Raw genomic sequence first — 19,546 nt, 5'->3', positions numbered from 1 at the left:
CAGTTTTCTCTCCCCACAGTGCTTCGTCGACGGCGTTCCGCTCGAACGTCGAACGCCTTGCGCGAGCGTGGACGAATCATTCTCCTAAACAAATCTCCCCTCCCATTCGTCAAGCAGGTGAGACGCAGATGCCGCGACAACGCGGCGCGCCCCCGACGCTTATTACGACGTAACCATGAAACAGCCACCAGCAGCTCAGGACAACGCGGGCAATGCCACCGCAGTGCGCGACCGCCGCGCGATTTCCGTCAAGTACGCCGCGCTGAGTGCGGACAAGCGGGCGCAATTGCGCGCTCGCGTCGTCGAACTGAACATCGATCCCGCGCAATTGCCGATCGTGCCGATCGCCGCGCGAACCGGCGCCGATGCCGGCTCTGCGCCGCTGTCCGGCAGCCAGGCCCAACTGTGGTTCCTCGCGCGGCTCGAGCCGGACAGCGCCGCGTATCACGTGAGCGGCGGCGTGCGGCTCGACGGCGCGCTCGACGAACACCGGTTGCGCGCCGGTGTCGCGAGTCTGGTCGAACGGCACGAGAGCTTGCGCACCCGCATCGTCGAGCGCGACGGCGAGCCGTTGCAAATCGCCGATGCGTATCACGCAGAGCAGGCCGCACGCCTATGCGAATTTCACGATCTGCGCGAGGGCGGCGAAGCCGCGCCGCAAACCCGGATCGACGCGTTCGCGCAGGCGTTTTCACTGCGGCCGTTCGATCTGGAGCGCGGACCGTTGTGGCGCATCGCATTCCTGACGATCGGCGCACACGCGCACTTGCTGCTGTTGACGATGCATCACCTGATTGCCGACGGCTGGTCGATCGGCGTGCTCGTGAAAGATTTCGTCGCGGGCTACGCGGACCCAACGGACGCAGGCACCCAGCCGCGCGAAGCGCTGCCGATCCAGTTCCGCGACTACGTGGTGTGGCAAAACGAATGGCGCGACGACGCACGCGAAGCAGCCGATCTCGCGTACTGGCGCAGCCGCCTCGGCGAATCGCACGAACCGCTCGCGCTGCCGTACGACCGCGCGCGCAACGGCGCCCGCAGCACGCACGGCGCGCGCGTGGTGCGCGTACTCGATGCACGACGCGCGCACGCGTGGCGCGCGTTCGTGCGCAGCCGGCGCGGCACCGTGTCGGCTGCGATGCTGGCGGTCTTCGATATCCTGCTCGCGCGTCATAGCGGACAACGCGAGTTGCGCGTCGGCATGCCGCTCGCGAACCGTGACCGCGCCGAAACGGCCGGGCTGATCGGCTGCTTCGTGAACACGGTGGTGATCGACGCGCAGCCGGACAGCGCCGCGCCTTTCGACGCACTGCTGAGCGAAGTGCAGCAGCGCGTCACGCAAGCGCTCGCGCATCAGTCGGTGCCGTTTGCACGCGTGGTCGAAGCGCTGCGGCCGCCAGCGATCGTCGGCGTCACGCCGGTGTTTCAGGCGATGTTCAATCTGCTCGACGTGTCCAACGACGGCCTGCCGGCGCTGCCCGGTTTGCGCGCGTCGGAGTGGCGCGGCGAGCATCCGGTCGCGCGCTTCGATCTGTCGCTCGACATCCGCGATAACGCCGATACGTTCGAATGCGCGTTCATCTATGCGACCGACGTTTTCGACGAAGCCACCGTCGCGCAACTCGCCGACGACTACGTCAACCTGATCGACCAGATCGTCGCGGAGCCCGCGCTCGCTCTGGGCAATCTGCGGGTAGGTGGGCGTGCGTTGCCATCGGCCGCTGCCGGCGTTGCCGCCGTTGCCGCCGGTGCCGCCGTTGCATTACCGACGTGGCCGTTCGTGTCGCTGGCGGATCGTCTGTTCGCGCTGGCGCGTTCACAGCCCTCCGCGCGCGCCGTGCATGCTGAAGATGCGCAACTCGATTACGCGCAACTGGCAACGTCGGCTCGCGCGCTGGCGGCGCGGCTGCTGCGCGCTGGCGTTCAGCCGGAAGAACGGGTGGGCATCTGCGTACAGCGCGCTTCGGCGCTGCCGGTCGCGCTATACGGCGTGCTGGGCAGCGGCGCGGCGTACGTGCCGCTCGACCCGGACTATCCGCCCGAGCGTCTGCAATACATCATCGCCGACGCGGGGATTCGCCGCGTGGTCGTCGATGCGGTGTCGCGCGAACGGGTCGGCGCGCTGCTGGCGCCGCTCGACTGCATCGCCGTCGTGTCCGATGAAGAGGACCGCGATGCACATGACGTCGCGTTGCCGACGCCGCATCCCGACCAGCTCGCCTACGTGATCTACACGTCGGGCTCGACCGGTCAACCCAAGGGCGTGGGCGTGACCCATCGCAACGTCACGCGGCTGCTCGATGCGACGCACGCGCAGTTCGGCTTCAACGCATCGGACGTGTGGAGCTGCTTCCACTCGTATGCGTTCGACTTCTCGGTCTGGGAGTATTTCGGCGCGCTGTCGTTCGGCGGCGTGGCGGTGGTGGTGCCGCACTGGGTCGCGCGCTCGCCGCAGGATTTTCATGCGCTGCTGCGCGACACCCACGTGACCGTGCTGAACCAGACGCCTTCCGCGTTCCTGCCGCTCACGCAAATCGAGCGCGATCTGAACGCACCGCTGACGGACGTGCGCTGCGTGATCTTCGGCGGCGAAAAGCTCGAACCGGCGACGCTGTCGCGCTGGCTCGCATGGCGAGGTAAAAGCGCGCCGCGTCTCGTCAACATGTACGGGATCACGGAGACGACGGTCCACGTGACCGCGCGCGACGTCGTGTTCGCGGACACCGAAGCGGCGAACGCGCCCAGCCTGATCGGCGCACCGATCGCGGACCTGAGCCTGCACGTGCTCGACGCCGATCTGAATCCGGCGCCTGACGGCGTGTGCGGCGAACTGTGCGTGGGCGGCGCGGGTCTCGCGCGCGCGTATCTGGGCCGCGCTGCGCTGACCGCGAGCCGCTTCGTGCCGGACCCGTTCGGCGCGCCGGGCGCGCGGCTATACCGCTCGGGCGACGTGGCAAGACGGCGTCGCGACGGCGAACTCGAATACCTCGGCCGCAACGATGCGCAGGTCAAGATTCGCGGCTTCCGTATCGAGCCGGGCGAAATTCAGGCCGTGCTGCTCACGCATCCGGCGATCCGCTCGGCCGTGGTCGTGCCCGGTGCCGATCCGCAAGGCGGGCTGCGTCTGATCGCTTACTACGTCGGCGGATTGAACGGGAAAACCGATATGGCGGCGCTGCGCGAGCACGTTGCCGCGCGCTTGCCGGCGCATATGGTGCCGGCCGCTTTCGTCGCGCTCGACGCATTGCCGCTCACGCTCAATGGCAAGCTCGACGTGCGTGCATTGCCTGCGCCTGACGAAATCGTCGCCGGGCGTTCGCGCGTCGCGCCGACCACGCCGCAGGAAATCGCGCTCGCAGAAATCTGGCAGGACGTGCTGGGCGGCGCGCTGCCCGGTGCCGATGACGACTTCTTCGCGCTCGGCGGCCATTCGCTGTCGGCCGTCAAGGTCGTGGCGCGAGTGCGTCAACATCTGGGCGTAACGCTGCCGTTGCAGAGCGTGTTCAGTCTGCCGGTGCTCGCGCAGCTCGCACAGGCGATCGCAGCCGCAACGTCGGCCGAAGGCGAACGCGCCGAGCCGCTGATCGCGCGTCGTCCGGCCGGTTTGCAACATGTGCCGCTATCGTTCGCGCAGGAGCGGCTGTGGGTGCTGTGGCAACTCGAACCGGAAAGCGTCGCTTATCACGTGCCCGGCGCGGTGCGTTTGAGCGGTTCGCTCGACGCCGCCGCCGTGCGCGCCGCGTTCGACACGATCGTCGCGCGTCACGAAGCGCTGCGTACGACGTTCGCCACCGTCGACGGCAAGCCGGTCCAGCGCATCGCCGACGCGGCGCGTTACGACTGGCGCGAGACCTCGCTCGATCGCGCCGATCCCGCCGCGCTGGCCGACGCGCTGCGTGCATGCGTGAGCCAGCCGTTCGATCTCGAACACGGGCCGTTGCTGCGCGTCGCGCTGTTGTCGTCGGGTGAAAGCGAACATGTGCTCGCGGTCGTGATGCATCACATCGTGTCCGACGGCTGGTCGATGGATGTGCTGATCGAAGAATTCTGCGCATGCTATGAAGCGTCGCGGCGCGGCTTCGCGGCTGAACTGCCGCCTTTGCCGATCCAGTGCGCCGATCACGCTCACTGGGAACGCGCCGACGGCGGCCGCCGCGAGGCGGATCTCGGCTGGTGGCGCGAGCGGCTCGGCGGCGAACAGCCAGTGCTCGATCTGCCGCTGGCGCGCGCGCGGCCCGCTAAGCGCAGCGCGGCGGGCGGCCGCTGCATCCGTCACCTCGATCCGGCGACGACCCGCGCGCTGCGCGATTTTTCGCAGCGCGAAGGCGCAACGCTCTTCATGGTGCTGCTCGCGTGTTATCAGACGCTGCTCCATCGATACAGCGGCCAGAACGATATTCGCATCGGCATTCCGGTTGCGAACCGCGAGCGTCTCGAAACCGAAGCGCTGATCGGCTTCTTCATCAATACGCTGGTGATCCGCGGCGCGCCTGAAGGGCATCGGCCGTTCGACGCATTGCTGGCCGCCACGCGCGCCGAGGTGGTCGCCGCGCAGGCGCATGCGTCGGTGCCGTTCGCGCAACTCGTGGACGCGGTGCAGCCGCAACGCGATCTCGGTCTGACGCCGCTGTTTCAGACTATGTTTAATTTGCAGGTCACGCCTGCCGAGCAGTTCGCGAGTTTGAGCGGCATTACGGTCAGCGCGCTCGATCTGCCGGAGCTCGGCGGCGAGACCGCGCAGTTCGATCTCACACTCGACGTGATCGATCAGGGCGCGTCGCTGCGCGTGTCGTTCGGCTACACCAGCGACATTTTCGACCGCGCCACGGTCGAGCAACTGGCGGATCACTATCTCGAACTCGTCGACGCGGTGCTGGCCGCGCCGGGCCGCGCGCTCGCGGCACTCCCGCTGACACTCGCAGCCGGCCCGCGCGCCGCGGCGGTTCAGCCGTATCTGTCGGTGCCTGAGCGCTTCGCTCTTCAGGCGCTCGCGCAACCGGCCGCGTCCGCATTGCGTTCGCCGGCTACGCCCGCCGAACCCGCGTTCGACTACGCGACGCTCGCCGCGCGCGCCACGCGCATCGGTGCGGTCCTGCATGCGGCCGGCGTGCGCGACGAAGCACGTGTCGGTTTGTGCGTGTCGCGCTCGCCGTCGATGGTCGCGGCGCTGTTCGGCATCTGGCACGCGGGTGCGGCCTTCGTGCCGCTCGACCCCGACTATCCGCCCGAACGGCTCGCGCAGATCGTCGCCGACGCAGGCATCGAACATGTCGTGGTGGATCGGAGCAGCGCGGCTCGTTTGGGTAGCGTGCTCGCCGGCCTGACGCTGCACGTGCTGGAAGAAGACATGAGTACCGCGCCCGCGTCCTCTTTCCAGCCGCGCGCGCCGCTGGCCGCACAACTCGCGTACGTGATGTACACGTCCGGCTCGACCGGCGTGCCGAAGGGCGTCGCGATGACGCATGCGGCGCTGTCCGTGCACGTGGACGACGTGATTGCGCGCTTCGGCGTTCACGCAGGCGATCGCGTGTTGCAGTTCTCGACGATCAATTTCGACGCGGCGCTCGAGCAGTTGCTGCCGGCGCTGTGCGTGGGCGCGTGCGTCGTATTGCGCGGCCCGGATCTGTGGAGCTGGCCGGAATTCAATGCGGTGCTGCGCGACGAGGCGGTGACCGTCGCCGATCTGCCGACCGCGTTCTGGCAGCAATGGCTGCGCGATCTGCCGGCGGCGCTGCCCGCGTTGCGGCTCGTGACGATCGGCGGTGAAGCGCTGAACGGCGCGGCGCTCGCGCGCTGGCAGAGCAGTCCGTTGCGCGACGTGCGTTTCGAAAACACATATGGCCCGACCGAAGCGGCGATTTCCGCGCTCAGCCGCCGGACTGCGGAGGCCGACCGTGACGCGCCGGTCGTGACGATCGGCTTGCCTTATCCCGGCCGTATCGCACGGCTGCTCGACGCATGGAGCAATCCGCTGCCGGCCGGCGCGGCGGGCGAATTGTGCATTGGCGGCGACGCGCTCGCGCGCGGCTACCTGGGGCGTCCGGCGACCACCGCCGAGCGCTTCGTGCCCGATCCGTTCGGGCCGCCCGGCTCGCGGCTGTATCGCACCGGCGACGTGTGCGTGCTGCGCGCAGGCGCTGCCGCGCACGGCTTCGACTATGTCGGCCGCGACGATCGTCAGGTCAAGCTGCGCGGCTACCGGATCGAATTGACCGAAGTGGAAACCGCGCTGCGCGCGCTGCCGGGCGTACGCGAGGCGGTCGCGCTGATCAGCGGCGCGGACGACGCGCGCAAGCTGCTGGCCTACGCGGTGGTCGACGAACCGGAGCGCGAAGGCGCGGCCGATGCGTTGCACGCGGCGCTCGCCGCGCGCCTGCCGGCCTACATGACGCCCGCGGCCGTCGTGCCGCTCGCCGCCTTGCCGCTCACACCGAACGGCAAGGTCGACAAGCGCGCGTTGCCGCAGCCGCTGATCGGCGAGTCCGACACGCCGCGCGTGACCACGGCCGCATGTGACGAACGCGAAGCGCGTTTGCTCGCGATCTGGCGCGGCGTGCTCGGCCGCAACGAGATCGGCGTCGACGACAACTTCTTCGCGCTCGGCGGCGATTCGATCCTCGCGATTCAGGCAATCAGCCGCGCGCGCGCCGAAGGCATGGTGCTGACGGTGCGGGAACTGTTCGAGCATCAAAGCGTGGCGGCATTGGCGCAGCGCATTCCGCAAGCCGCGCCGACGCGCGCCTACCGCGAACTCGCAGGGCCGTTGACGCTCACGCCGATCCAGCGCTGGTTCTTCAGCGAGCATCCGGACGGTCCCGCGCACTGGAATCAATCGGTGCTGCTGGCCGCTAACGAGCGTCTGTCGATGCCCGCGCTGCAAGCGGCCGTGCAGGCGGTGATGGGACGTCACGACGCGTTGCGTCTGCGCTTCGCACACGACGCGAACGCGGCAGGCAACTGGACGCAGCGCAGCGTGCCCGCCGAGGCGGGCCGCGTGGCGCACGTCGATCTGAGCGGCGAGGCCGACTGGCAAGCGGCGTTATCCGCGCGTGGCGCCGAGGTGCAGGCCTCGCTCGATATCGGCGAAGGTCCGCCGTGGCGCGCGGTGCAATTCGACGTGCCGGACGGCGGATCGCGTCTGCTGCTGGTCGTCCATCACCTGAGCATCGACGGCGTGTCGTGGCGCATTCTGCTCGAAGAGCTCGCTCAGGCTTACGAGCAGACGCTGGCCGGCAAGCCGGTCGCGTTGCCGGCGCAAAGCCTCAGTTGGGGTGAATGGACCGAAGCGTTGTCGTCGCACGCGCAGCAGCCATCCGTGCGCGATGAGTTGGGCTACTGGCGCACGCAGTTGTCGGCGGCTTCGAACTGGAGCGATGAAGTACAGGCACGCGGCGGCTTGCCGCTCGCGGCTCGTCTTGACGACGCGGAGCACACATTGGGCGCGAGCCAGGTGATTCGCCGCAAGCTCGACGAAGCACGTACGCGCGCGTTGTTGCAGGAAGCCTCCGCGGCGCCGCAGGGTCGCGTGGATGAACTGCTGCTGGCGGCGCTCGTGAAGACGCTGGCGGGCTGGAGCAAAGCGGCGGGCGTGCTGGTGGAACTGGAAGGGCACGGCCGCGAAGAGGTGATCGACGGCGTGGACCTCACGCGCACTGTCGGCTGGTTCACCACGCGCTATCCGGTGTGGTTCGAAGCAGCCGATGACGGCGCGAAAACGCTGGCGTCGGTGAAAACGACGCTGCGCGGCGTGCCGCACAAAGGCCTGCATTACGGCGTGCTGGAGTACCTCGCCGGTGCAGACGAGCAGGCGGCGATCGCGGCGTTGCCGCGCTCGCAGGTGAGCTTCAACTATCTCGGTCAGTTCGGCCAAAGCGGTCCGGGTGAAGGTGCCGGCGAAAGCCGCATGCGCATCGCCACCGGCGAGCACGCGGGCCAGGCGGCGGGCGCGCACACCGCGTTCTCGTATGCGCTCGAACTGAATGCGCTGATCGTCGACGGCGCGTTGTCGATCGACTGGCGCTACTTGCCGGGCCTGATCGATACCGCTCGCGCCCAAGCGCTCGCCGATACGTTCGAAGCCCAACTCGATGCGTTGCTGGCGGACCGCGACAGCAACGCCGCGGCGGCAACCCACAGTTTCGACAGCGATCTGGCCGGCGAAGACCTCGACGCATTGCTCGACCAGATCGGCGACTGAACGCGGCCGCCCAAGGGCGGCCTGTTCCAACGAAAAACAGTAGCGATTCTCATTAATGAGTGAACCAACCATGACGACGAATGCGGATTTCCGTCGCAAGAGCAACATCGAATCCGTGCACCGTTTGCTCGGCGTGCAACCGGGCCTGCTGACCCAGGCGTTGCAGGCAGGCGGCGATGATCCGTACTACTCGCAATATGTGTTCGAACTGGAAGGCGCGTTGTCGATCGACGCATTCGACGGCGCATGGCGCGATGTCGTCGCGCGTCACGAGATATTGCGCGCGGACTTCCGCTGGGAAGGGCTCGCGCAGCCCGCGATGATCGTCTACCGGCAGACCGACGCCGGCTGCGAATATGCCGACTGGCGCGAACTGCCGCAGGCCGAGCAGCACGCGCGCCTCGTGCAGGAATGGGACGCGCGCCGTGCGGTGGGGTTCGACCTTGCGCGCGCGGCTTCGCTGCAATTGCACCTGATCCAGGTCGCGGCGCAGCGCTTCTGGTTCGTGTGGCGGATGCATCACGTGCAACTCGACGGCTGGAGCCTGCCGATCGTGCTGCGCGAAGTGATGGCGCGCTATGCGGCACGCAGCGCGGGGCTCGGCGAGCCGCTCGCCCACGCGCCGAGCTTGAAGCGCTATCGAAGCTGGCTCGACGCGCAGGATCGCGACGCCGCCGAGGCACGTTGGTGCGACGCGCTCGCCGATCTCGACGTGCCCACGCCATTGCCCGCGAGCGCGGCGCAGCAGGATGCGCAGCGTCGCTATGCGGAGTTGCGTCTGCGGCTCGATTCGCAAGCAAGCGCCGCGCTCGTCGACTTCGCGCGCGCTCAGCGCGTGACGCTCGGCTCGGTGGTGCAGGCCGCGTGGGCGTTGTTGCTGGCGCGCCGCGCGGACCGCGACGAAGCGATGTTCGGCGTGACCGCTGCGGGACGGCCGGCGGAGATCGACGGAATGGACGCGATGGTCGGCGTCTTCATCAATACGGTGCCGATGCCGGTGCGGTTGTCGGCGGCGCAACCGTTGGGCGACTGGGTGCGCGCGTTGCAGGCGCAGTCGTTCGCGCTGCGCGCGGTCGAACACGTGCCGCTCGCGCGGATTCAGGCGGTGGCTAATGGCGGCCGTGCGTTGTTCGAAAGCATCGTCGTGATCGAGAACTATCCGGTCGACGCGCGCGGCGCGCGAGCGGGCGATCTGCAAGTCAGGATGCTCGGCGCGGCCGAGGTCCACGAGCCCGGCATGCGTTATACCGATGGGCGCAATCCTTATCCGCTCAGCCTGATCGTTGCGCCGGGCGCGCAGTTCGACTACGTGCTGGCCTACGACACGCGACGTTTTACGCATGAAGCCGTTGCGCTGGTCGGTGAACAATTGCGCGGACTGCTCGCGGAGTTCGCCGCGCATCCGGAGCGTGCGCTGGGGGAGATCGGATTGCCGGCGAGTTCTGTTGCGTCGACTTCGCATGCGATGTACACACCGCCCGCCGCCTCCGACACCTTGCTCGCGCGAATCGAGCAACACGTGCGCACGCGACCGGACGCGGCGGCGCTCGCCGACGGCACCGTATCGCTGACCTGGCGCGAAGTGTGGAACGCGTCGGGACGTTTGGCGCAACGCCTCACGGCAGCGGGCGTAGGCCGCGAATCACGCGTGGCGGTGGTGTTGCCGCGCGGTGTCGATTTCGTGCTGAGCGTGCTCGCGGTGTGGCGCGCGGGCGGCGCCTATGTGCCGCTCGATCTCGCCGCGCCGGTCGAGCGGCTCGCGTGGCAGGTGAGCGACAGTCAAGCGCGGTGTGTGATCGCCACGCACACGGTCGACGCATGGCTGCCCGCCGGCACGACACGGATCGAACCGGCCGGGACTTATAGCGGCGACGAGGCCGACGCATCGTGGCGTAGCGTCGACCTTGCACCGCCACTGCCGGGCCAACTTGCCTACCTGATCTACACATCGGGTTCGACCGGCCGTCCCAAAGGCGTGATGATCGCGCACGACGCGCTCGCCGCGTACCTCGACGCGCTGCTCACGCGCGTGCCGGCCGGCATCGAACGGGCGGCCTGTCTATCGACACCCGCCGCCGACCTCGGCCACACGACGCTGTTCGGCGCGCTGTGGGCGGGCTGGACGTTGCACATGCCCGCTGAAGCACTGAGTTTCGATCCCGACGCTTGCGGCGAGTATCTGCGCCGCCATCGGATCGACATCCTGAAGATCGTGCCTTCGCATCTCGGCGGATTGTTGCAGGCGGCGCAGCCCGAACAGGTGCTGCCCGCGCGCTGTCTCGTGCTGGGTGGCGAAGCGGCGAGCGGTGCGTTGCTCGAACGGATCGCCGCGCTTGCGCCGGACTGCGTGCTGCTCAATCACTACGGCCCGACCGAGACCACCGTGGGCGCGCTGACCTGGCGCAAGCGCGCCGCGGACATCGCGAGCCTGCCGCTCGGCCACGCGTTGCCGCATGCAAACGTACAACTGCTCGACGCGCACGGCAATCGGGCGGGCGACGCCGCTTACGGCGAAATCTGCATCGGCGGGGCGTCCGTCGCGCGCGGTTATGCGGGGCGGCCGGGTCTGACCGCCGAGCGCTTCGTTCCCGATCCGGCAGGACACGGCGCGCGGCTTTATCGCACCGGCGACCGTGGCCGCATCGACGAACAGGGGCGCTTCGTGTTTCTTGGCCGCCGCGACGATCAGGTGAAGATCCGCGGTTATCGCGTGGAGCCGGAAGAAGTCGGCGCGTGCCTGCGCGCGCTGCCGGGCGTGCGTGATGGGATCGTGGTGGCGCGTGCCGACGAAAGCGGCCGCGTGCAACTCCACGCGTTCGCGACCGGCGACGGCCTGCGCCCCGACGCACTGCGCGCCGCGCTTGCGCGCACGCTGCCGGACGCGCTCGTGCCGGACACGTTCACGGTGCTGGCCGCGCTGCCGCTCACGCCGAACGGCAAGATCGACCGCCGCGCGCTGACGCCGATGGAAGAGGGTGAAGGCGCCGCGACGCGCGCGCTCGTCAAGCCGCGCAACGAAGCGGAGGCGGCGTTGCTGGCGATCTGGCAGGCGGCGCTCGGCCGCGACGATATCGGCGTCACCGACAATTTCTTCGAAATCGGCGGCGATTCGATTCTGAGCTTGCGCATCATCGCGAAGGCGCGCCAGGCCGGACTCGGTCTGACTCCCAAGCAGGTGTTCGAACACCCGACGATCGAAGCGGCCGCAGCGGTCGCGCGCGCGGTCACGTCGAAAGCGCCGCGCGCGAGCCAGCCGGAGCGTGCGGCGGCATCGACGACGTTGCCGCTCACGCCGATTCAGGCGCGTTTTTTCGCGGAGCATCCGGCCGGCCCGAATCACTGGAATCAATCGATGCTGCTGGCCGCCGGCCAGCGTTTGTCGGTGGAGGCGTTGCGCGTCGCCGTGCAGGCGGTGATGGGACGCCACGACGCGTTGCGTCTGCGCTTCGCACGCGATGCGGCGGGCCACTGGACGCAGCGCTGCGCGCCGTCCGATGCGGGCGGCGTGGAGCACGTCGATCTGAGCGACGACGCGGATTGGCAGGCGGCTTTGTCGGTGCATGGCGAGAAGGTGCAGACCTCGCTCGATATCGGCGAAGGCCCGGTGTGGCGCGCGATGCTGTTCGACGTGCCGGATGGCGGATCGCGTCTGCTGCTGGCCGTGCATCACCTGAGCATCGACGGTGTGTCGTGGCGCGTGCTGCTCGAAGACCTCGACGACGCCTACGAACAGGCGCTGGCCCACCAGCCGGTCGCATTGCCGGCGCCCAGCCTCAGCTGGAGCGAATGGAGCGTGGCGCTGTCCGCGCACGCGCAGCGCGAGGTGGTCCGCGATGAATTGAGCTACTGGCGCACGCAGTTGTCGGCGGCGTCGAACTGGAGCGGCGAAGCACGCGCATACGGTGGCTTGCCGCTCGCGGCGCGCGTCGATGAAGTGGATTGCACGCTCGGCGCGAGCCGGACGATTGTGCGGCAACTGGATAGCGCGCGTACCCGGGCGCTGCTGCAAGACGTGCCGGGCGCCTATCGCAGCCGGATCGACGAGGTGCTGCTGGCGGCGCTGGTAAAGACGCTGGCGGGCTGGAGCGAAGCGGCTGGCGTGCTGGTGGAACTGGAAGGCCACGGCCGCGAAGAGGTGATCGACGGCGTGGACCTGACGCGCACGGTGGGCTGGTTCACCACACGCTATCCGGTGTGGTTCGAAGCCGCGGACGACGGCGTGAAAACTCTGGCGTCGGTGAAAACCGCATTGCGCGGCGTGCCGAACAAAGGCTTGCATTACGGCGTGCTGGCGTACCTCGCCGGCGCAGAGGAGCGCGCGGCGATCGCTGCGTTGCCGCGCTCGCAGGTGAGCTTCAATTATCTCGGCCAGTTCGGCCAAAGCGAAGGCGCGAGCGAAAGCCGCATGCGCATTGCTACCGGCGAGCACGCGGGCCAGGCCGCGAGTCCGCTCGAGCGCTGCGGGCATGCGCTCGCATTCAATGCATGGATCGTCGACGGCGCATTGTCGATCGAATGGCGCCACGTGCCGGGCGCGCTGAGTCCGGCTGTGGCGGATACGCTCGCGAGCGCTTTCGACACGCATCTGCGAGCGCTGATCGACCATTGCGCGACGGCGCCGCGCGCCGCGACGGCCGCGGATTTTCCGCTCGCCGGTCTCGACGAAGCCGGCTTGCAAGCGCTCGCTCTGCCGCTCGACAAGGTCGACGATATCTATCCCGCCACGCCGTTGCAGCAGGGTCTGATTTTCCACGCGCAATTGCGCCAGGGCAGCGGCACTTACGTGAATCAACTGCGCCTGACGCTGAGCGGCGCGCTCGACCCGGCGCGTCTCGCCGACGCGTGGCGTGCCGTGCTGGCGCGTCACGACGTGCTGCGCACGGCGTTCCACTATCGCGGCGACGGCGAACTGTTGCAAGTGGTGTATCGCGCGGCCGAGTTGCCGGTGGCGTTTCACGCGTGGCGCGGCGAAAGCAACGGCGTGCGCTACGACGACCGGCTGCATGCGTGGTGCGCGCAGGATCTCGCACAAGGCGTGGAGATCGGGAGCGCGCCGCTGATGCGCGTGAACGTGTTCGAGCGCCCGGACGGTTCTCACGATCTGATCTGGACCAGTCACCACGCGCTCACCGACGGCTGGAGCAGCGCGCGTCTGCTCGACGAGGTCGGTGCGCACTACGCGGCCGCCGCGCGCGGCGAGACCGCGCAGCTCGCGCCGCCGGGGCGCTATCGCGACTACGTCGCGTGGCTGGGCGCGCAGGCGTCGGCGGAAACGGTGTGGCGAGAACGCTTTGTGGGCTTCGACGATCCGGTCACGCTCGACGGCGCGCTCGGACGCACGGCGCAGCCGCGCCAGGGCCTGTTCCATTTTGAGCAGAGCATATCGGACGACGTCGAACGGACGTTGCGCGCCGCCGCGCAACGCGCGCAGGTGACGCTCAACACATTGATCCAGGGCGGCTGGGCACTGCTGCTCGCGCGCTACGGCGGCCGCGACGCAGTGATGTTCGGCGTGACGACCTCGGGACGCAGCGCGGGCAACGAGCGCGTGCCCGGCATCGACGCGATGCTCGGGCTCTTCATCAACAGCCTGCCGCTCGGCGTGCGGGTGCCCGCCGCGCGCCCGGCGGCCGAGTGGCTGCGCGAACTGCAGCGCGCCAACGCCGAGTTGCGCGAACACGAACACGTGTCGCTCGCGCAACTGCAACGCTGGCTCGGCCGCAGCGGCGGCGCGCTGTTCGACACGCTGCTCATTTTCGAGAACTACGATAGCGGCGAGCGGCGTGCAGACTCCGCGGCCGATGCAGGCGGTCTGACGGTCAGTGCGGCGGCGGCGGTCAATCGCACGCACTATCCGCTGACGTTGAGCGTCACGCCCGGCAACACGCTGAGCTTCGAATGGGCATGGGACGGCGAACATCTCGATCGCGCGACGGTCACGCGGCTGGCTGCCGATTATCTCGATCTGCTCGAACAACTTGCCGACGCGTCGGCCGTGGATTCGGTGGCGACAGTCGGGTCGATCGGTGTGCGGCAAGAACACGCTGAAGCCGGCGCCGATGCCGCTGCCGCTGCCGGCGTCGATGCGACCGGCGCACTCGCGCGGGCTGTCGCGCTGCCGGTGCGCGTGGCGCAAGCCGCGTCGCGTGATGGCGCACGCATCGCAATCGCTTGCGGCGAACGGCAGCTCGACTACCGCACGCTGAGCGCGCGTTCGCAGGCGCTCGCCGTCAGCCTGCTCGGCGCGGGTGTGGTTCGCGAAGCGCGCGTGGGCGTGTGCGTCGCGCGTTCGGAGATGCTGCCGCTCGCGTTGCTCGGCGTATTGACGAGCGGCGCGTGCTATGTGCCGCTCGATCCCGACTATCCGCTCGGTCGTCTGCGTCAGATGATCGAGGACGCGGGCATTCGGACCGTGGTCACCGATGCCGCGACTCGCACGCGGCTTGCCGATAGCGAGGCGCTGTTCGACGGCCTCCAGCTCGTCGATGTCGACACCGCGAGCCGCAGCGTCATCGAGGCCACTACGGCTCCAATCTCGCTCCCCGAACTGCTGCCGGAACAACTCGCGTATGTGATCTACACATCGGGCTCGACCGGCCGCCCGAAGGGCGTCGCGATCAGCCACGGCGCACTCGACCGCTTCCTCCATTCGATGACGCACGTGCCCGGACTCAACCGCGGCGACGTGCTGCTGTCGGTGACGTCGCCGTCGTTCGACATCTTCGCGCTCGAAGCCTATGCGCCGCTGCTGGTCGGCGCGCGGGTGGAAATCGCGTCGCGCGCCGACGTGGTCGACGGCGAACGGCTCGCCGCGCGTCTCGCGCAGACCCGCGCCACCGTGATGCAGGCAACGCCGAGCGGCTGGAAACTGCTGCTCGCAACCGACTGGCAAGCGCCCGCGGGTTTTCGCGCGCTGTGCGGCGGCGAAGCGCTCGCGGACGATCTCGCCGCGGCGCTGCGCGCACGCGGCGTCGAGTTGTGGAATCTGTACGGCCCGACCGAAACGACCGTCTGGTCGAGCGTGGCGCGCGTCGACGCCGGCGTGCCGATCACCCTCGGCGCGCCGATCGGCCACACCGCGCTGCGCGTGCTCGACGCGCACGGCCACCCGGTGCCGCGAGGCGGGGCGGGCGAGCTCTACATCGGCGGTGAAAATCTGGCGCGCGGCTATCTCGGCCGCGCGGACCTGACCGCCGAACGCTTCGTGCCGGATCCGTTCGGCGCGCCGGGCGCGCGCTTGTACCGCACCGGCGACGCGTGCCGTGTCGGCGTGGACGGCAGCCTGCGCTACCTCGGCCGCCTCGATCAGCAGGTGAAGCTGCGCGGCCACCGCATCGAGATCGGCGAAATCGAAGCGGTGCTGCGGGCGCAGCCGGGCGTGCGCGATGCGGCCGTCGTGCTGCTCGACGAAGGCGCGGCCGCGCGGCTCGCCGCGGCGCTGGTGCCGGCCGAACACGCGGAGCTGGCGTTGGCCGCTGTGCAGACCGCGGTGGCATCCGCGCTGCCGTCGCATATGGTGCCGACCGTCTGGCGAATCTGCGAAGCGCTGCCGCAAACCCCCAACGGCAAGCTCGACCGCCGCGCGCTCGCGCAGGCCTGCGCGGACGACGCCGCGCCCGCAGCCGCGCCACGCGCGCCGCGCAGTCCGCTCGAAGCGACGTTGGTGCAGACGTGGCAGCGCGTGCTCGGACAAAGCGCAATCGGCATCGACGACGACTTCTTCCAGCTCGGCGGCGATTCGCTCGCCGCGATGCGCGTGATGGCGCAATTGCGCGCGGCCGGCGTCGCGGCGTGCTCGCTTGAAATGCTGTTCGTGCAGCGCACGCCGGCCGCGCTCGCCGCGGCGATCGAGGAAGGCGCAGCGGACTGGCCGGGCAATCTCGTCGCGTTGAACGGCGCGCCGCAGACAGCCGGCACGACGCTGTTCTGCATTCATCCGGGCTTCGGTCTCGTGAACGGCTACGCGCCGCTCGCCGCCGCGTTGCAACGCGACGTGCGGGTCATCGGCGTGCAGTCGCCGCGCTACACCGAAGCGCAATGGCAGCCCGCCGACTTCGCCGGCTGGATCGCCGATTACGTTGCGCGGATTCGCGCGGCGCAGCCGCACGGTCCGTACCGGTTGCTGGGCTGGTCGCTCGGCGGTCTGCTCGCCGCGCATATCGCCGAGGCGCTCGAACGCGCGGGCGAACGCGTGGCGTGGCTCGGCGTGCTCGATGCCGATCCGGCGCCCGTGCCCGTCGATCCGAACGCCAGCGTGCTCGATGTGGACACGCTGCGCGACTATCTTGCGCCGCGCGCGCCGCAGCGCGCGGCGGCGCTCGACACGCTGGGCGCCGAGCCGTCCGGCGACGCCGCCGCGCTGCTCGCCCGGGCCCGCGCCGCAGCGCTGATCGACGCGGACGAAGCGGCCACGCTGCACAGCCTCGTCGACGTGGTGCGCCTGCAACGGCGTCTGCTCACGACACGGCGTCCCGCGCGGCTGCGCGCCGACATCGACGTCTGGCATGTCAGCGGCGCGACGCGCGGCGGCGCATCCGCGTGGAGCGTGGTCACCGCAGGCCGCGCGCACGTCGTGGCGGCGCTCGATACGACTCACGACGCAATCGTTCATCACCCGTCGGTGCTGAGCGCCGTGCGCGCGCTTCTGCGCGCGGGCGGCGCCACCGTAGACAACGGACGGCCGCAATGAGCGGCTTTCCCATCCCGATCATTTCCAGAAGGAGTGCGTAAGCATGGCCGTCGATCATTCTGTTTCTTTGCCGACGCTCGATCTGCTCGGCATCGGTTTCGGTCCTTCGAATCTGGCGCTCGCGATTGCGCTCGACGAGGACGCGCGCGCGACCGGACGTCGCCTGAAAACCGGCTTCATCGAAAAGAAGCCGGACTTCGCGTGGCACAACGGCATGCTGTTGCAGGACAGCCGGATGCAGATTTCGTTTCTGAAGGACCTCGTCACGCTGCGCGATCCGTGCAGCCCGTTCTCGTTTCTCAAGTATCTGCAGTCGCAGGGACGGCTCGAAGACTTCGTCAATCTGCGCAGCTTCCTGCCGACCCGCATCGAGTACGACGGTTATCTGCGCTGGGCCGCGTCGTCGTTTGGCGAGCAGATTCATTACGGCGAGGCCGTGCTCGGCGTCAAACCGCGCAGCGCCGGCGGCAAGGTGCGCGCGCTCGAGGTGACGTCGCGGCGCGCGGACGGCAGCGAAACCACGCGCATCGCAGCGAACCTGGTGATGGCGGTGGGCGGCCGTCCGTCGCTGCCCGCGCCGCTTGCGGCGCTCGTCGAACGCGGTGCGCCGGCTGCGCGCCGCCTCGTGCATTCGTCCGGCTATCTGCCGCAGATCGACGCGGCGTTGAGCGCGAGCCGCGCCGAGGCGCAGGCGGCCGGCCGCCGCGTGCGCGTGGCCGTGCTCGGCGGCGGACAGAGCGGCGCGGAGATCTTCCAGGACCTGGTTCAGCGCGGCAGCCTCGACGACGATCTCGACGTGAGCCTCGTGATTCGCGGCAGCGCGCTCAAGCCCGCCGACGACAGCCCGTTCGTCAACGAAATCTTCAATGCCGACTTCACCGATTCGATCTATCGCCGCTCGCCGGAGGAGCGCCAACGCTTTTTCGACGAATACCGCGGCACCAATTATTCGGTGGTCGACGTCGATCTGCTCGAACGCCTTTACGAGCTGTTCTACATGCAGAAGGTCAGCGCGCAGCCGCGTCACACGCTGCTGACGCAACGGCATCTGACCGCTGCGACACCGGGCCGGCACGGCCTCGCGCTGACGTTCGACGACCTCGCGCGCAACGTCACCGAAACCAGCGAGTTCGATGTGGTGGTCGCGGCGACCGGCTACCGGCGCGACGACCATCGACGCCTGCTCGAAGGTCTTGCGCCGTATCTCGGCGACCACGCGGTGGGCCGCGATTACCGGCTCGAAACCCGCGAGGATTTTCTGCCGGGCATCTGGATTCAAGGCGGCTGCGAAGCCACCCACGGCCTGAGCGACACGTTGCTGTCGATTCTCGCAACCCGTTCGGCCGAGATTTGCGCGTCGCTGCACGACGCTTACGAAACGCTCGCGCAACAGCGCGCGCATGCCGTCGCGTAGCGCACGCACGGCAAACCATTTTTTGACAAGTCACGGAACACAACCATGAACCAGGCTCTGAGCCCCGCGCCGCTGCGCGAAACGACCAGCGCGGGCGACAGCGAATATTCGTCGTTTTCCCATGCTTTGCCCGACGGCCGCGTGTGCTGCGTGCAAGTGCTCGCGGGCGGCAGCGTCGCGCTGCACGTCGACGGCGAAGCCCAGGCGCTGCTGACCGCGCGCTTCGATTCCACCCACGTGTCGATCGACAACCTCGCGGCCGACGCCAGCAGCATCGCGCGCCAGCCGGCGGAAATCTTTCTGCCGCTGCTCGCCGAGTATTTTTGCCGTCCGGCCCACGTGTCGACCATCGAAATCACGTTGCCGGTGGACCGCGCGTGGGCGCTCGAAGCAGTGCGCAAAGGTATCTTCGACGAAATCGGTGAAACCTCCGGCGGTTGCCGTCTGCGCTGCCGTCGCGCGAGCTTCTGGCAGCATCCGGCGATGTGGTTGCGCGCGCCGTCGAGCGCGGGTTTCGCGCAGCGCTACACGCTGACGAATCATCACCGGCATCCGGTGCGGCCGCCCAAGCCGCGCGGCGTCGTGTACGAGCGGCAACTGCCGCATCTCGATCTGACGTTCTCGCTGCGCACGATCGACGGCGAACGCGATCTCGAGCTGTTCAATCGCTGGATGAATCTGCCGAACGTCGCGAGCGTGTGGGACCAGGCCGACGACACGATCACGCATGCGCGCTTTCTGGCCGACCAGGAAGCCGATCCGCATACGCAGACGCTTTTCGGCTGCTTCAACGGCGAGCCGTTCGCGTACTTCGAGGTGTACTGGGTGAAGGAGGATCGCCTCGCGCCGTTCTGCAACGCGGGCGATTACGACCGCGGTATTCACATCCTGGTGGGCAACCGTCGTCATCAGGGGCCGGCCAAACTCGAAGCATGGCTGCGTTCGCTGTTCCACTACGTGTTCCTCGACGATCCGCGCACCCAGACGATTTACGGCGAACCGCGTATCGATAATGCGCGATGGATCGATTACATGCAGGAGCAGGGCGGCGTGAAACAGAGGGAATTCGACTTTCCGCATAAACGCGCGGCTCTCGTCAGCCTCGCGCGCGAAACCTACTTCGAACACTTTGGACCCCGATAGAGCCGCAATGCGGGAAGAAGGAGCGCTTCGGCGCTCCTTTAGCTTCGGAGAGCGAAATCATTCAACGAAACGTCACTTGACAATTGTTTTGTCGCCAGGATTA

Annotated in this window: 4 protein-coding genes; all 4 read left to right on the top strand. The window is 68.6% G+C overall.

All coding sequences use genetic code 11. The annotated features are described in order from the left end of the window. The first annotated feature begins 175 nt into the window (after positions 1-175). The 4 genes from PQQ51_RS04260 to PQQ51_RS04245 all read left to right on the top strand — a co-directional run bounded on the left by PQQ51_RS04260 (position 176) and on the right by PQQ51_RS04245 (position 19,443). On the top strand, positions 176-8,197 hold the full coding sequence (locus PQQ51_RS04260; RefSeq protein WP_408495103.1) for a non-ribosomal peptide synthetase: 8,022 nt from the start codon (positions 176-178) through the stop codon (positions 8,195-8,197). 70 nt (positions 8,198-8,267) lie between these two features. Beyond that, positions 8,268-16,886 (top strand): non-ribosomal peptide synthetase, encoded by an 8,619-nt coding sequence (locus tag PQQ51_RS04255; RefSeq protein WP_408495102.1) that lies wholly within the window; start codon positions 8,268-8,270, stop codon positions 16,884-16,886. Positions 16,887-16,929: 43 nt separating this feature from the next. Then, the gene (locus PQQ51_RS04250; RefSeq protein WP_408495100.1) at positions 16,930-18,300 is read left to right on the top strand and encodes a lysine N(6)-hydroxylase/L-ornithine N(5)-oxygenase family protein; all 1,371 of its coding nucleotides are present in this window, start codon (positions 16,930-16,932) and stop codon (positions 18,298-18,300) included. A 45-nt stretch (positions 18,301-18,345) separates the two neighbouring features. Then, positions 18,346-19,443, top strand: coding sequence for a GNAT family N-acetyltransferase (locus PQQ51_RS04245; protein WP_408495099.1), 1,098 nt, complete (start codon positions 18,346-18,348; stop codon positions 19,441-19,443). The last annotated feature ends 103 nt before the right edge of the window (positions 19,444-19,546 follow it).

The organism is Paraburkholderia xenovorans (assembly GCF_046030735.1).
Lineage (GTDB): Bacteria > Pseudomonadota > Gammaproteobacteria > Burkholderiales > Burkholderiaceae > Paraburkholderia > Paraburkholderia xenovorans_A.
Note: the sequence above shows the minus strand (reverse complement) of the source record. Positions and strands in the feature narration are given on the sequence as shown.